Genomic DNA, 13,960 nt, shown 5'->3' with positions numbered 1-13,960 from the left:
TCACAAAAAGAATCCCCGCCATTAATGCAGGGACTCTCTGAGCAACCATTCATCGTTAACAAAAACGTTTAGTTAAACCTTTTGTGGTCATTGTGTTTATACCGGTATATGCGATGGTCGGACCGGCGTTGTTCGTAGCGCAGGTGCTTTCTTTCTGCCCTGCTGATATAACAATCATGCCTCTGGTACCGGTGATATTGATTGTGTAGGTGACGTTGCTGATGTGATAAGCGACGGGCTTCTCCCCCTGGTCAGTTCACCACTCCGCCTGCCTTGCTCAATACGTTGATGCTGCCCACGGTCTTTGCCCCGCAAAGTCTGTGCATCGGCGCCTATAGAAAGGCCCAATAAAAGCACGAGTCCAAGGATCAATTTCGTTTTCATACTGTAGTTTTTAGTGCAACAAATAAATCCACAGTACTAAGACTATTGCCGGAAGCCTGGGTTTAAAGGAAAGGATACCCGTAAATGTTATAAAAACTATAAATCCAGCTCCAACTGCGAAGGCAGGCATTGGAATGACTTGCGGTGGTAGGGGCTCATGCCATGCTCTTCTATGGCATTGCGGTGCTGCAGGGTTGGATACCCTTTATTGGAGTTCCATTTGTAGTGGGGAAACTGGTCATGCAATTGCAGCATATAATCATCCCGGTAAGTTTTGGCCAGTATGCTGGCTGCGGCTATTGAAGCATAAATGCCATCACCTTTAATGATGCATTCATGTTGGATGGCAGGGTAGGGTGTAAAGCGGTTGCCATCGATCAGCAGCAATTGCGGTGGTGTAGTTAATTTGTCAATGGCCAGGTGCATAGCCTTAAATGATGCTTTCAATATGTTGATGGCATCAATTTCTTCATGGTCTACGATCCCTACCGCATAGCTCACCGCATATTGCTCAATGATGGGTCGCAAAGTATACCGGTGCTCTTCTGTTACCTGTTTGGAGTCATTCAACAAGGGATGATGGAAGTCCTTTGGCAATATAACGGCGGCGGCAAATACTGGCCCTGCGAGGCACCCCCGGCCTGCTTCATCACAGCCGGCTTCTAGCAATATTTCCTGGTGAAAAGGTTTGAGCAACGGATAAACTTTGGCCAAAAATAAGGCAACGAAAGAATAACCGGTCACCTGCCTATTCCATTTTACCCACATTGTCACAGAAAAGGGGATGGGCTACTTCATAAACTAACCTTACCTTTCCGCACTTTTTATGGAAATAGCAGGCTACATAATAGCTGTTTTAATTGGTCTTTCACTGGGCCTGGTAGGCGGTGGCGGGTCTATTATCACCGTGCCTGTATTGGTATACCTGCTCAAGGTCGATCCTATTCTGGCCACCATGTATTCATTATTTGTAGTGGGTTGCTGCAGCCTGGTGGGGTCGGTAAAAGCATTTAAAAGACAGTTGGTCGATGTGCCCGTAGTTTTTGTATTTGGCAGCGCCTCTATGTTGTCTGTCTTTATTGCACGCCACCACCTGGTTCCTTTATTGCCCGATTACTTTTTCACCATCGGTCCGCTGGTAGTTACGAAGGCTGTATTCCTCATGCTTTTATTCGGGCTTCTCATGTTACTCACTTCTCTATCCATGATCCGTTCAGCCGCAAGGACCGAACTATCCGCGGTACCTGCACAAGACCAGCCCCGCAAAATGTTGCCGCTTTTCCTCCAAGGTGCAGGGGTAGGTGTTGTCACCGGACTGCTGGGCGCTGGTGGTGGATTTCTCATCATCCCCGCCCTGGTACTCTTTGGCAAACTGCCCATGAAAACAGCTGTGGGCTCTTCCCTCACTATTATGACTTTCAGTTCTCTCTTCGGCTTTTTAGCACCATGGCCCAGTATACCATTAATTGGGCGCAACTGCTAAGCTTTACTGCCATAGCCATCGGGGGTATTTTCATCGGTACTGCCTTGTCTGACCGCATACCTGGCAGTTCACTCAAAAAAAGGCTTTGGCTGGTTTGTTTTTGCCATTGCCATTATTGTCCTAAGCCACGAACTATTCTTTTCTTAACTGTTTTGCAGCCACTCATTAGAGTGGGCTTTCAGGAGCATACCCGTTCGTTGCCCACAAGGGGCCTATCTGCTATTGCGATGCAGAAATATTACGGAGGTACTCCTGTTAATTCAGTAAATTTAGGATAGGATTTATACCGTCTTATACAAGGGATCTGTTACGCCTGGCCATCTTTCTCTTACACAGTAGTGAGCTGACGAATAACCTTACGTCACTTGACATTACAAAATCCGCTATCATTCTCGTATCCATCCATTTGAGCATTCGCCTTAACAACACCGTTCGTTACTGGTTCAATCATTAACCATTAATCGAAGTTCCCGTCTTTGGGGATATACTGTTACACTTTTGGGGATTGTATAACCTCGATGGTGTAATGAATTTTGCATTGCTCATTAAAAATATTCTGTTATGCAAAACAATGAACTGAACACATCCTCCCGCCGTGGGTTTTTAGGTACGCTGGCTACCGGTGCTGCTGCATTGGGAGTAACAACATTGGCTACTCCTTTAGGACTGGTAGCATCTCCTTCATTTACACCAAAAGAACTGGCTGATGCAGATGCCTGGTTTAATAAGATCAAGGGCAAGCACCGTATTGTATTTGATGCTACCAGGCCGCATGAGATCTTCCCTTTTGCGTGGCCACGCGTATTTATGCTCACCAATGCTGCTACCGGTACCCCGAAAAAGATTGCAGTGTAGTGGTAATACTTCGTCATGATGCCATCCCCTATGCTATGGAAGATGGATTGTGGGCCAAGTACAATTTCGGAGAATTGTTTAAAGCCGATGATCCGGCAACCAAACAACCAGCCACACGCAATCCCTTCTGGAAGCCCCAGCCTGGTGCTTTTAAAGTACCTGGATTTGGACCCATCTCCATTGGCATTAATGAATTGCAGGACAGTGGCGTCATGTTCTGCGTGTGTGATGCGGCCATGACGGTTTATAGTGCAGCCGTTGCCGGCAAAACGAACCAGGATGCAGCTCAAGTAAAGAAAGAGTGGGTGGCAGGTCTATTGCCCAATATTCAACCCATGCCTTCCGGTGTGTGGGCAGTGAACAGGGCGCAGGAGCATGGGTGCTCTTATTGCTTTGCCGGATAAGCTCCACTCCTTAACCTTTTTATGCCACGTAAGATGCAGTTGGGATTCCTGCTGGCAGGCGTGGTGGCTTTTATCTGGGTAATGTTGATCAAAACAAACATACCTGGCCAGGAGGATAATAAACCGGTGTCAACCGCTATGCCCGAATGGCCCTGGGAAGCGCCCGATACAGCCTCCATTCCTGTTACTGCAGAAGGAGAATTGATCCGTTATGGCCGGTCATTAATAGCCAACACAGCCCGGTATCTGGGCCCTCGGGGGAAGTACAGGCCATTTCCAATGGGATGAATTGTCAAAATTGCCACCTCGATGCCGGTACCCGGCCCTGGGGCAATAATTACAGCGCCGTAGCTACTACCTATCCCCGCTATCGTGAACGCAGCGGTTCGGTGGAGTCGGTAGAAAAACGGGTCAATGATTGCCTGCAGCGCGGCCTGAATGGAAAACACCTGGACAGCAATAGCCATGAGCTCAAAGCCATGGTTGCTTATATTAAATGGGTGGGGAGTAAAGTGCCGGGCAATAAGAAACCCCTGGGAGTTGGCATCAGCAGCCTGCCCTACCTGGACCGTCCTGCGGATAGTGCCCTTGGTAAAGGAGTATATGAACAATATTGCCAGCGCTGTCATGGAAGCAATGGCCGGGGCATGCCCGATTCACTGGGTTTTGGTTACCGGTATCCCCCTTGTGGGGAGCCTGCAGCTACAATACGGGTGCAGGTATTTACCGGCTCTCCAGGTTGGCAGGTTATGTAAGAGACAATATGCCTTATGAAGAGGCTTACCATCATAAGCCGGTGCTCACTGATGAAGAAGCCTGGGATGTGGCTGCTTTTATTAACGCGCAAGCCCGGCCCGCTAAACGCTTTACCGGTGATTGGCCGCAGATCGGCACCAAACCTATTGATCACCCCTTTGGACCCTTCAGTGATACCTTTTCTGAACAACAACACAAATATGGACCCTTCGGGCCCATTGCTGCTTTCAAGACTATTACCAAACAAAAAACTCCCTGAGTCCATCATCTCCTGTTATCCTGTACCTTTGCGGGCGCTATGGATACAAACTCCCAATACCCGGCGCCTGATTCAAAACTTACAGCTATTCAAGTTGACATGCAGGCTGCTATAGATGCAAAGCCCCGGCGCTATGTGTCTAACTGGATCTTGATCGGTGTATTTATGCTGCTGGTGCAGGTCATATTGGGAGGTATTACCCGTTTAACCGGATCGGGACTATCCATTACCGAATGGAATGTGGTGACTGGTACTTTGCCTCCGCTCAATGACCAGCAATGGGCACAGGAATTTGACAAATACCGGCAAACCCCTCAATACCTGCTGCTTAATTCCGATTTCACCATCGGTGATTTCAAGTTCATCTTCTTCTGGGAATGGTTTCACCGCTTTTGGGCCCGCCTGATCGGTGTGGTGTTCATCGTTGGTTTCGTATACCTGATGTCCAAAAATACCTAAAGCGGGAAATGCAGCAGCCTTTGCTGTTCCTATTCTTCTTTGGCGCCTTTCAAGGTGCTATTGGCTGGATCATGGTAGCCAGTGGCCTTACCGGTGATGCCATTTATGTGAAACCTACCCGGCTGGCGCTGCATTTTATTTTCGCCATGGCCCTTATATGCTACGCTTTCTGGTTTGCCCTCCAATTACGGGTACCCCAAACGGAACGCAAGGTAGTCCCTGCTTTACGCAAATGGACCTGGTGGATCATCGGTCTCATATTCCTTCAATTGATCTTTGGTGCCCTGATGGCCGGTCATAAAGCAGCCCTGGCTGCCTCTACCTGGCCGGATATTAATGGAGATTTAATACCACCCAGCCTGTTTCGCGAATCACCCTTTTTATTGAACTTCTTCGAAAATAAGATCACCATCCATTTTATTCACCGTGGTTTGGCTTATTTGCTATTGGTACTTGTGGTAATATATACCCTCAAGGCCTTCCGCATTCATCCGGCAAGTCCCGTATTCAGCAAGGCCCGGCGGCTTCCGCTTATCCTGGTATTGTTGCAGGTAATATTGGGAATAGTATCTGTATTGACCAGTCCCGGTATTGTGCCCCAAAAATGGGGATTATTCGAGTGGATGGCCCAATTGCATCAGGTAGTAGGTATGCTATTATTATTGAGTTTTGTGGCTATGTTGTACTTACTTCCCAAACGATTGGCGGCTGCCGGATAATCAAACTGATATCTTTTCGTTTTTGATAGTAAATTGAGCATGAAAAGTATCCTTGCAGCATGAAAATCTTTCTACGCGGATTATATCGTTCTTTCCCCATCCAGCTTTTTCTGCTGCACTTTAAAAAATTCCAGGTGCTGCTGGTCTTCTGGCTGGTGCTTTTCAGTACCGTGAATGGTACTTTTATGAAAAGCTTCGGGGCCGATTCCTTATACCTGGCGCCTGAATACATGGGAACGGTAAATGCCCTTAGCGCAGCTTTTGTGGGTGTGGCTATTGGCATCTTTATCATGAGCTGGAATATTACCACCTTTATTCTCTTCAGCCGCCATTTCCGTTTCCTGGCCACTACTTCCAATCCATTCTTAAAATATTGCATCAACAATGGCATCATCCCCCTCTTGTTTCTGTCGTTTTATTTTAGGAAAGCGGTACAGTTTGCCGGTGCTAAAGAGCTAATGATGACAAGTGAGATCACCTTATTGGTGGCGGGATTCCTGGGTGGACTGATCCTTATTATTGCCATCTCTTTTTCTATTTCTTCAGAGCCGATAAAACCATTATCCGCCGCCTAACCCCTGTGATCAGCAATCCCCAGTTGTTCAAGGCACAGTTCAGAAAAGGGGATGACCGCTTAACGCAAAGCCGGTTGGTAAAAGTGGAATGGTACCTTAATTCCCTATTTACTTTAAAGAAGGTACGGGATGTATCGCATTATAGCCGTGAGTTTGTAGAGACTATTTTCAGTCGCCATCACTTTGCCGCTGTATTGTCCATCATCGTAGCCTTCATCTTTCTTATTATGTTGGGGTTTTGCCTCGATGATCCTTTATTTCAATTGCCTGCTGCTTCGGGCATCACCTTGTTTTTGCCATCCTGATTGCGGTATCCGGTGCATTCACCTATTTCATGCAAAGCTGGAGCATTCCCATGCTCGTGCTGTTATTCTTTGGGCTCAACCTCCTGTACCAGCATAATATTATTGATCCCACCAATAAAGCTTATGGGCTTAACTATGCCAATAAGCAGGAACGCCCGGCTTATACCCGCGAACATTTATTTGAACTTTGTGCACCCGAAAAAGTACAACAGGATAAAGAATCGATGATCCGTATCCTGGAACGCTGGAAAGCCCGGCAGGATAGCAAAAAGCCCGTTATGTTCATCATCAATACCAGCGGCGGCGGTAACCGCAGCGCCACGTTTACCATGAACGTGATGCAATGCCTGGATAGCCTGAGCAATGGTGAACTGATGAAGAAGACTGCCTTTATTACAGGTGCTTCCGGGGTATGCTGGGAGCCGCTTATTTCCGCGAGCTAAGCCGCGAGAAAGCCCTTGGTAAAAACATACGCCTGCAGGACGATAAATACGTGGATGATATTTCGGGTGACCTGCTGAATGCCCTGTTTACCTCTTTTGTGGCCCGGGACCTGGCATCTCCTGCCCAGAAGTTCAAAGTAAACGGCTATGAATATGTTAAGGACAGGGGCTATGCCTTTGAACAAAAGCTCAATGAAAATACCCATGGCCTGCTGAATAAGCAGTTGAAGGACCTGGTAGAGGATGAAGTAAACGCCCGTACCCCACTCATGCTGTTCAGTTCTGTCATAACACAGGATAGTCGCAAAATGCTCATTAGTACCCAGCCCATGAGCTATTTAATGAAGCCCGTGTATGATACCAATAAACTGGCCGAAATCGAAACCGATGCGGTCGATTACCAATCCCTGTTTCCCGGTCAAGATCCCATGAGCCTGCGCCTGCTCACTGCTTTACGCATGAATGCTACTTTCCCCTATGTATTGCCCAATGTATGGCTGCCTACCAACCCGGTTATTGATGTAATGGATGCAGGCCTGCGTGATAATTATGGACTTGAAACCACCATCCGTTACTTACAAGTATTCCAGGATTGGATACGGGAGAACACCAGCGGGGTCGTATTGATTCAAATACGTGACAGGAAGATTGCGGGGTGGGAGCCTTTTGAGTCGAAGAATATTACCGAAATAGCTACAAAACCAGTACTGTTATTACAGCACAACTGGTACAAAATGCAGGAATACTCCCAAAATGACCTGCTTTGCCTATCACAGCAAATATTGGGGAAACATTTTTATAAGCTATCCTTTCAGTACCTGCCCAAGAAAGAAGATGCCAGGGCCGCTTTGAATTTTCACCTCACCCGGAGTGAGAAACTGGACATTAATGAGGCGCTTTTCAGTGCTAATAATCAGCAGGCATTTGAGTTCTTCAAAGAATTATTAAAGCCCAGGTTAAATCCACCGGCCAAATAATATCCCGGTATACCTACCTCCATTTGTATCATTTGCTAAAATTAGTGTTATTGGTAAACCGCATTTCCTCGTTGCTTCAATGCCTTGTAGCCTCATTGGCTACTGAGCATGAATCAACTTAAAGTATTCTGGCAGCACTTTGATGTGCAGTTTGGAAGGCGTATCGCGTGGCTCTCCATCAATATGCATGGGCGCATTGCCCACATTCGATATATTGAGTTCTTCGGTTTGAAAATAGATCACTGGCGAGCGGAGTGAGTTTTCAATGCGGCGCAATTTGCCCGCCAATACCTGCCTCATCACCGATAATAATAGCAAAGGCTTGGCAATTTTCTTAACGATCACAACATCCAGTAATCCATCCGATAATACAGCCTTGGGGGCAATGGTAAAATTATTGCCAAACTGGTTACTGTTGGCGATGCTCACAAAAAACGCATCGGTGGTGAAGGTTAGTTTATTGGCTTCGATCTTGAAAAGATAAGATCCTGCTGAAAAGAAATTGCGGGTAGTTAGGGAGGCATAGGTGGCCAGTCCGCGTTTGGGTTGTTTAGCAAATTGGTGGGCTACCTGGGCGTCAAAACCCAGGCCGCACAACATACAGGCAAATTGTTTATTGACCATGAATGCATCGGTGAGCCGGGCTTTTCCTGTAAAAACAACGTCCATGGCTTTTCACTGGCTTTGGGAATACCGGCGGCCAGGGCCAGTCCATTGCCCGACCCCATGGGGATGATCCCAAACTGAACATCCAAATCTGAGAGGGCATGTACCACCTGGTTGACCGAGCCATCACCCCCACAAACGACTACGTCCGTAACACTTTCGGCTATTATCTTTTTGCGTACAGCATAGTATTTTGCGGCAATGTCAGTATCCATTATTTCAAAAGGGATACCAGCAGCAGTAGTACGCCGGGCAATCAGGTCCCTGAGTGAATCTTTGCCCCGGGTGCCGGAAATGGGATTGATAAGATAAATGATCTTTCTTGACATGCGGGGGCAAAATTCCAATAAATTATGGGAAACTATAGGAAGAAAGCAAAATTGTTAGACAGTTTTTTATTGTGTAGAGCGCTTTCACCAATTAACCGGCAATCTCCTATTGCCTGCCTCATGGCAATAGGAACCCTCCGCTCTCCCGGTAAAAGCCAAAAGCGTTGCAGCTCGTAGGTTAAATCGTGCAGCTCGTAGCCAGTCGCTCACAGCCCGCAGCTTCCTTTACCGCGCATGTAAAATCCCGTAAGATTTAAGCTACTTGTCTATAAAAAAATTATTTTCAGTATTAAACCAACCTTCCTCTATGGCCCAACCAATCAATTACTTTACATGGAGCCTTGGCCAAAAACTAGCCTTCCGCTTTTTCTTCCTGTTTTTTGTATTGTATATTTTCTTTAATCCCAATGGTGTATTTCCGGGTATTGATACCTTATTTGGAATATATATATAGAACCCTTTCACAAACTGATTCCCTGGATAGGTAAGCATATCCTGCACCTGTCGTACGACATTACGGTATTTACCAATGGAAGTGGTGATACTACTTATGATTAAGTAGTCATACTATTTATTTTCATCCTGGCACTTGTAGGTTGTCTTCTCTGGTCGGTACTTGATCGCCATTGTGCCAATTATAACCAGCTTTATTACTGGCTTACTGTAATGGTTCGCTATTATGCAGCCTTTACTATGCTAACTTATGGTTTTGTAAAGGTGTTTAAGCTGCAATTCCCTTCCCCTTCACTCAATAGGTTGATACAGCCTTATGGCGATTCATCACCCATGGGCCTGGCCTGGACCTTTATGGGTTATTCCAAGGGATACAATTACTTCACCGGATTTGCTGAGGTATTGGGCGGGGTATTGCTCCTTTTCCGACGTACTGCTATTGCCGGGGCCATTGTTACCATTCTGGTTATGGGCAATGTGATGGCCATGAATTACAGTTTTGATATTCCCGTGAAACTGCTGTCTACAGCGGTGGTGGTCATGTGTATTTTCCTGCTTGGAAAAGACATGAGCAGGCTCATCAATTTCTTTATCCTCAATAAGCCTACCGAAGCGAGCATTACAGCCACGCCACCCATCCGCAAGAAATGGTTGCGCATTTCCCTGCTTTCATTCAAAACTTTATTGGTAGGTTATACCCTGGTCATGACCATTTATGGCAGCTACAGTGCTTTGAGTCAATATGGCGATGCAGCACCCAAGCCGCCCCTCTATGGTATTTATGATGTAAAGACTTTTATCAGGAATACTGATACCGTCCCTCCTCTAAAAACCGATGCTACCCGATGGAATAAACTGGTGACCAACTACCAGGGCAATGCTGCTATCAAAATGATCAATGATAGTACCGAGCGACTGGCTTTTGAACCGGACACGGTGGCGAAAAAGATCATGATGTACAATTATGGCGATACCACCCACAAATCGGCTTTCACCTACTCCTGGCCCGAAAAAGACTTCCTGGAAATGAAAGGCCGTTGGAATGGTGATTCGCTGATCATCCGGATGAAGAAATTTGACCTTAATAATTTTAGGTTGGTAAGCCGGGGCTTCAATTGGATCAATGAGTTTCCGTTCAACAGGTAATAAAAGAAGTATTAACTATTGGAGGGGTTACTGCTGATCTACCATTTCAATAAAGCGGAGGCCCAGGTAAAGCCGCTGCCAAAAGCAGCCAGGCACACCAGGTCGCCTTCTTTGATCTTCCCATCCTGCCAGGCTTCACACAAGGCCAGGGAACGGAGGCCGCGGTAGTATTGCCGTACTTTTGGATATTGTTATAAACCTGGTCATCTGATAACCCTAATTTTTGTTGTACAAACTGCGCTATTCGCAGGTTGGCCTGGTGAGGGATCAGCATCTTCAGATCGGCAGGTTGGTAACCATTGGCGGAGAGCGCCTCCATGATCACTTCTGGAAATTTGACCACTGCTTTTTTGAAAACCGAAGGCCCATCCATAAAAGGGAAGTTCTGCGCTTTATCGATCATGGCATGACTCATGAACATATCGGCTATTTCGGCTTCATTGAAATCGGCCAATGGTTGATCCAGCCAATGATTGGCATGTGTACCCGGATTGTACATGGCCAGTATCTCGGCACTTTCGCCATCACTGTGTAAGTGCGTGCTTAAAATTCCCTGGTGGTCATTTTGTGTGGGTTGTAGTACAATCGCCCCTGCTCCATCGCCAAAGATCACACTTACATTGCGCCCCCTGGTGCTGAAGTCGAGTCCGAAAGAATGTTTCTCACTGCCTATCACCAGCACATTTTTATACATACCTCCCTGATAAACTGATCAGCTACGCTGAGCGCATAAATGAACCCACTGCACTGGTTCCTGACGTCCAGGGCGCCGATCTCTTTCATTTTCATGGCTCTTTGTACCAGTACCCCGCAACCCGGGAAGTAATAATCCGGACTAAGGGTGGCAAATACAATAAAGTCGATATCCTGCGGGGTGATACCCGCCCGCTCAATGGCTATTTTGGCGGCTTCCACGCCCATGGTAGTGGTGGTTTCGCCGGTGCGGTGTGCATATCGCCGTTCCTTGATACCGGTTCTTTCCTGTATCCACTCATCATTCGTTTCCATGTATTTGGTAAGGTCCTGGTTGGTCACAATCTTTTCCGGCACATACATACCAATACCGGTGATCCTGGAACGTATCATATTGTAAGGCATTTTAGATGAACAAGTTAAGGAAAAGAAGATTGCACCGGAAATGAAACTATTGCAAACCGAACGAATGCCCTGATTGAAATGATAAGCGTATTCAGTGGCGCAGGGGGTAAAAAGTAGTTTTTTTGCTAGCGAACAACAAACAAGTTTGACAAGGATCTGGGATAGCAAAAGAGGTAAAACTACACTGTATTAGCTTGTCATTGTACCCAGGTATACACTATCCGACTGACTGGTTCTGTCGGCAGCTGTAAAAGCCAGGTACAAATGGTAGGTTCTTCCCGGGGTCTTATGGATCTTCAATGTATCGGACCCGGTGTTCCTAAACTGGCCTGTAATGTTGGAATAGGCAACCTCATGTTTGGGGTCATAAGCCAGCATCATTACCTGGTCATAAGGGCTGCCTCCTTCTACTGGCTCCGTATCCCAGCTAAATAACAACTCATCTGTCCCATTTTTCTCCGCAGTAATATTGCCGGATAAGGGCAGTTCACCATGGCTCACCTTTACCAATGCAGGATTAATGCTAAGGGTGGCGCCTGTTCCTTCAAAAGCATTTTTCAACAGCCATGACTTGGCAGCCACAAATCCCTCTACGGTTGGGCTATAACCTTTGAATCCCTGTCGCACAAAATCCAATATTGGTTTTAACCAATACTGCGCCATACCGAATTTGCTGCGATTGGCTTTTTCTTTCTTACTCACCCTCGCCGTACGTTTTTATAAGGCCCTTTTATTTACGGGATACCTTTCCAGGAAGAGCCTACGATAGTACCTACTTTGCCCTGTATGGGGCCATTGATACCTAAGATTAGTTTACCCATAGTAATAGATTATATACTAAATATATTCAATTGATAAAAATAAACAATATGTATTTGAGTTAAACTATCCGCAAACACGGGTTAAACAGGGGAATGGTCCCTGTTTGGTCCGTCTTTTGTCCGGGTTTGACTTAAATGAAACAAGCTTTTTTTAGATCGATGACCTTATAATGGAGGCATTGTATCCCACCTGGAAGTATTAAGCTATTGTATTCGAAGGGATGTTTTTTGCACCATCCGGCTAAACAGACTTGTAGAAATTAATTGCGTTGCTAAATATGACGCCGCAGGTGAATGTCTCGAAAGTGATTAATGGAGGTATATGAAAAGGCCAACCGCCTGGTGAAATTAAACGAGGAAGAAATAAAGAATCCTGTCTTGGTTTTCGACGAATTCTTCGACAGCTTTCACCTATGTGATGTACGGAAAGAGTTATGGGATTTGCTTTGTTCGGCCCTTTCCAACAATATAAGCTGGCACGAAACGGGAAGCGCCCGCAGTAACCTCGTCTTTTTATATGAACAACTCGAAAAGCTGACCGAAGCGGCCTATGTCACCCACCGGAGAAATAAGCATAAGAAATGATCATTGATTACTTACTGGTTTTATACCCAGTGTTTGTTGCATAAAGCCGGCGATTTCCCTTTTCACCCCTTCCACATCTTTCGATTTGATCCAGGAGCCTAATACGTGATTGCCTGTATTGGGCATGGCTACTGCCTTCTTTTGGGCGGCAGGCGTGCCCAGTTCGTCAAACATTTTCAGTTCAGCTTTTACTTTTACTACACTGTCCTGGTGTACCTCATCCTTGTAGTAATAAAGCAGCAGGGCAGGCTGTTTTACCTTTTCAAAAGTGGCTTTAAACATAGAGGTTTCCAGCAGTTCTTCCAGGTTCACGGCAGCTTCCAGCCGGTAAGGTGTATTCCAGTATTGCCGGTATACAGGCCTGGTATCGTCGGATTCATTGTATTTAGAACCTTTTACCAGCCGGGCAATTTGCAAGCCCCAGGGATTATTCAGCATCCAGGCATTGGGATCATTGATGGCAATATTGGGTGATAACAATACCAGCGCATACACTTGTGGATATTCGGCAGCCAGTTTCAGGGCCAAGGTACCGCCGGTGGAGGTGCCTACAAGAATTACCTTATTGCCTAGTTCCTGTCCAATGGCCAAGGCCTCCTTAGCGCTTTCCCAGTATTTATCGGAAGTTAGATGCACCAGGGCTTCGGGTGTATCAATACCATGTTCGGCCAGGCGCGATAAATACAGGTTGCAGCCAAACTGTTTGGCGATATCCCGGTGAACGGGATCGCCCTCGGCCTGGGAAGCGGAAAAGCCATGCAGGTAAACGAGGCTGTATTCCGTTTTGGTTTTGGTGGAGTCATTGGCCCAAACAATGCGGGCCTCATTATCGGGCTTTAACTGGTGGGTGGCTTCCTGGGCCCGAATATATTCCTGCAGTGAAGCCGCTTGTGAAGGAACTATTGGCATAGTAGCCAGGTAAGCAGGGCCGGCCGGCTTAGGTCCCATTAAATACACAATTACAATGACCAATAGCGTAATAAGCCACCATTTCGATTTGCGCATGCGGTAAATTTGTACGTTAAATTACTGCAAAACACCCAATTACTGCATTCGGGGAATCAGGGGGAACCGGGGCGCATGGGAGGTGCTAAAATTGCTGTAAATCATGCATAATGACTGGCTTTGAACCGCTATAGGAAGAAATGATTACCAAAATAATAAGTTTCCCTAATTCCTTGTCCTGCCCGCCGAATTAGCGTACTTTTGCGCCTCTTTTTGCCCGTTGAAAACCTGCATAATA

At 46.4% G+C, this 13,960-nt stretch carries 19 protein-coding genes and 2 pseudogenes; 13 read left to right on the top strand and 8 right to left on the bottom strand.

The window, feature by feature from the left end:
- Positions 1-174: 174 nt before the first annotated feature.
- Together RS881_RS56485 and rnhB are read right to left on the bottom strand one after the other, a co-directional pair.
- Positions 175-384, bottom strand: coding sequence for a hypothetical protein (locus RS881_RS56485; RefSeq protein WP_315818808.1), 210 nt, complete (start codon positions 382-384; stop codon positions 175-177).
- Positions 385-480: 96 nt separating this feature from the next.
- A complete protein-coding gene (gene rnhB / locus RS881_RS56480; RefSeq protein WP_315818807.1) occupies positions 481-1,080 on the bottom strand; it encodes a ribonuclease HII in 600 nt (199 codons plus the stop codon).
- A gap of 130 nt (positions 1,081-1,210) precedes the next feature.
- On the opposite strand from rnhB, the gene RS881_RS56475 reads away from it, so the two are divergent.
- The 11 genes and pseudogenes from RS881_RS56475 to RS881_RS56420 all read left to right on the top strand — a co-directional run bounded on the left by RS881_RS56475 (position 1,211) and on the right by RS881_RS56420 (position 7,619).
- Positions 1,211-1,867, top strand: coding sequence for a TSUP family transporter (locus RS881_RS56475; RefSeq protein WP_315818806.1), 657 nt, complete (start codon positions 1,211-1,213; stop codon positions 1,865-1,867).
- A gap of 561 nt (positions 1,868-2,428) precedes the next feature.
- On the top strand, positions 2,429-2,722 hold the full coding sequence (locus RS881_RS56470) for a twin-arginine translocation signal domain-containing protein (protein WP_315818805.1): 294 nt from the start codon (positions 2,429-2,431) through the stop codon (positions 2,720-2,722).
- Positions 2,722-3,126 carry a hypothetical protein gene (locus RS881_RS56465; RefSeq protein WP_315818804.1) on the top strand — a complete coding sequence of 135 codons (405 nt, stop codon included), beginning with the start codon at positions 2,722-2,724 and terminating at the stop codon, positions 3,124-3,126. Before RS881_RS56470 ends, RS881_RS56465 begins: the two co-directional genes overlap by 1 nt.
- Before the next feature lie 21 nt (positions 3,127-3,147).
- Positions 3,148-3,414 (top strand): hypothetical protein, encoded by a 267-nt coding sequence (locus tag RS881_RS56460; RefSeq protein WP_315818803.1) that lies wholly within the window; start codon positions 3,148-3,150, stop codon positions 3,412-3,414.
- Entirely contained in the window at positions 3,411-3,881 is a 471-nt protein-coding gene (locus tag RS881_RS56455; RefSeq protein WP_315818802.1) for a c-type cytochrome, read from the top strand. Before RS881_RS56460 ends, RS881_RS56455 begins: the two co-directional genes overlap by 4 nt.
- On the top strand, positions 3,866-4,141 hold the full coding sequence (locus tag RS881_RS56450; RefSeq protein WP_315818801.1) for a c-type cytochrome: 276 nt from the start codon (positions 3,866-3,868) through the stop codon (positions 4,139-4,141). Before RS881_RS56455 ends, RS881_RS56450 begins: the two co-directional genes overlap by 16 nt.
- Positions 4,142-4,180: 39 nt before the next feature.
- A pseudogene (locus RS881_RS61365) lies at positions 4,181-5,319 on the top strand (COX15/CtaA family protein).
- 59 nt (positions 5,320-5,378) lie between these two features.
- Complete coding sequence (locus tag RS881_RS56435) at positions 5,379-5,894, top strand: hypothetical protein (RefSeq protein ID WP_315818798.1); 516 nt, start codon at positions 5,379-5,381, stop codon at positions 5,892-5,894.
- A gap of 5 nt (positions 5,895-5,899) precedes the next feature.
- Positions 5,900-6,199, top strand: coding sequence for a hypothetical protein (locus RS881_RS56430; RefSeq protein ID WP_315818797.1), 300 nt, complete (start codon positions 5,900-5,902; stop codon positions 6,197-6,199).
- Positions 6,200-6,249: 50 nt separating this feature from the next.
- Positions 6,250-6,642 (top strand): hypothetical protein, encoded by a 393-nt coding sequence (locus RS881_RS56425; protein WP_315818796.1) that lies wholly within the window; start codon positions 6,250-6,252, stop codon positions 6,640-6,642.
- Positions 6,612-7,619 carry a hypothetical protein gene (locus tag RS881_RS56420; RefSeq protein WP_315818795.1) on the top strand — a complete coding sequence of 336 codons (1,008 nt, stop codon included), beginning with the start codon at positions 6,612-6,614 and terminating at the stop codon, positions 7,617-7,619. The genes RS881_RS56425 and RS881_RS56420 overlap by 31 nt, the downstream gene beginning before the upstream one ends.
- Before the next feature lie 99 nt (positions 7,620-7,718).
- On the opposite strand, the gene RS881_RS56415 is transcribed toward RS881_RS56420, so the two are convergent.
- On the bottom strand, positions 7,719-8,219 hold the full coding sequence (locus RS881_RS56415; protein ID WP_315818794.1) for a diacylglycerol/lipid kinase family protein: 501 nt from the start codon (positions 8,217-8,219) through the stop codon (positions 7,719-7,721).
- A complete protein-coding gene (locus tag RS881_RS56410; protein WP_315818793.1) occupies positions 8,186-8,614 on the bottom strand; it encodes a diacylglycerol/lipid kinase family protein in 429 nt (142 codons plus the stop codon). The genes RS881_RS56415 and RS881_RS56410 overlap by 34 nt, the downstream gene beginning before the upstream one ends.
- A gap of 717 nt (positions 8,615-9,331) precedes the next feature.
- Between RS881_RS56410 and RS881_RS56405 the strand changes: the two genes are divergently transcribed.
- A complete protein-coding gene (locus RS881_RS56405; protein WP_315818792.1) occupies positions 9,332-10,213 on the top strand; it encodes a hypothetical protein in 882 nt (293 codons plus the stop codon).
- Between the two features lie 38 nt (positions 10,214-10,251).
- On the opposite strand, the pseudogene RS881_RS56400 reads toward RS881_RS56405, so the two are convergent.
- The 3 genes and pseudogenes from RS881_RS56400 to RS881_RS56390 form a co-directional block, all read right to left on the bottom strand.
- A pseudogene (locus RS881_RS56400) lies at positions 10,252-10,907 on the bottom strand (3-oxoacyl-ACP synthase III family protein).
- The gene (locus tag RS881_RS56395; protein ID WP_315818791.1) at positions 10,886-11,299 is read right to left on the bottom strand and encodes a ketoacyl-ACP synthase III; all 414 of its coding nucleotides are present in this window, start codon (positions 11,297-11,299) and stop codon (positions 10,886-10,888) included. The pseudogene RS881_RS56400 and the gene RS881_RS56395 overlap by 22 nt, the downstream one beginning before the upstream one ends.
- A gap of 201 nt (positions 11,300-11,500) precedes the next feature.
- Positions 11,501-12,013 carry a DUF6266 family protein gene (locus RS881_RS56390; protein WP_315818790.1) on the bottom strand — a complete coding sequence of 171 codons (513 nt, stop codon included), beginning with the start codon at positions 12,011-12,013 and terminating at the stop codon, positions 11,501-11,503.
- Between the two features lie 431 nt (positions 12,014-12,444).
- On the opposite strand from RS881_RS56390, the gene RS881_RS56385 reads away from it, so the two are divergent.
- Positions 12,445-12,717 carry a hypothetical protein gene (locus RS881_RS56385; RefSeq protein ID WP_315818789.1) on the top strand — a complete coding sequence of 91 codons (273 nt, stop codon included), beginning with the start codon at positions 12,445-12,447 and terminating at the stop codon, positions 12,715-12,717.
- Here the strand turns inward: RS881_RS56385 and RS881_RS56380 are convergent, their stop codons facing one another.
- Positions 12,718-13,722, bottom strand: coding sequence for an alpha/beta hydrolase (locus RS881_RS56380; protein ID WP_315818788.1), 1,005 nt, complete (start codon positions 13,720-13,722; stop codon positions 12,718-12,720).
- Positions 13,723-13,960 lie beyond the last annotated feature (238 nt).

It is taken from the genome of Paraflavitalea speifideaquila (assembly GCF_032395985.1).
Classification (GTDB): Bacteria; Bacteroidota; Bacteroidia; order Chitinophagales; family Chitinophagaceae; genus Paraflavitalea; species Paraflavitalea speifideaquila.
Note: the sequence above shows the minus strand (reverse complement) of the source record. Positions and strands in the feature narration are given on the sequence as shown.

Coding starts and splice junctions, on each gene's coding strand:
- RS881_RS56485 (WP_315818808.1), bottom strand. CDS start 384: ATGAAAACGAAATTGATCCTTGGACTCGTGCTTTTATTGGGCCTTTCT.
- RS881_RS56475 (WP_315818806.1), top strand. CDS start 1,211: ATGGAAATAGCAGGCTACATAATAGCTGTTTTAATTGGTCTTTCACTG.
- RS881_RS56470 (WP_315818805.1), top strand. CDS start 2,429: ATGCAAAACAATGAACTGAACACATCCTCCCGCCGTGGGTTTTTAGGT.
- RS881_RS56460 (WP_315818803.1), top strand. CDS start 3,148: ATGCCACGTAAGATGCAGTTGGGATTCCTGCTGGCAGGCGTGGTGGCT.
- RS881_RS56455 (WP_315818802.1), top strand. CDS start 3,411: ATGAATTGTCAAAATTGCCACCTCGATGCCGGTACCCGGCCCTGGGGC.
- RS881_RS56435 (WP_315818798.1), top strand. CDS start 5,379: ATGAAAATCTTTCTACGCGGATTATATCGTTCTTTCCCCATCCAGCTT.
- RS881_RS56425 (WP_315818796.1), top strand. CDS start 6,250: ATGCTCGTGCTGTTATTCTTTGGGCTCAACCTCCTGTACCAGCATAAT.
- RS881_RS56420 (WP_315818795.1), top strand. CDS start 6,612: ATGCTGGGAGCCGCTTATTTCCGCGAGCTAAGCCGCGAGAAAGCCCTT.
- RS881_RS56415 (WP_315818794.1), bottom strand. CDS start 8,219: ATGTTGTGCGGCCTGGGTTTTGACGCCCAGGTAGCCCACCAATTTGCT.
- RS881_RS56410 (WP_315818793.1), bottom strand. CDS start 8,614: ATGTCAAGAAAGATCATTTATCTTATCAATCCCATTTCCGGCACCCGG.
- RS881_RS56395 (WP_315818791.1), bottom strand. CDS start 11,299: ATGATACGTTCCAGGATCACCGGTATTGGTATGTATGTGCCGGAAAAG.
- RS881_RS56385 (WP_315818789.1), top strand. CDS start 12,445: ATGGAGGTATATGAAAAGGCCAACCGCCTGGTGAAATTAAACGAGGAA.
- RS881_RS56380 (WP_315818788.1), bottom strand. CDS start 13,722: ATGCGCAAATCGAAATGGTGGCTTATTACGCTATTGGTCATTGTAATT.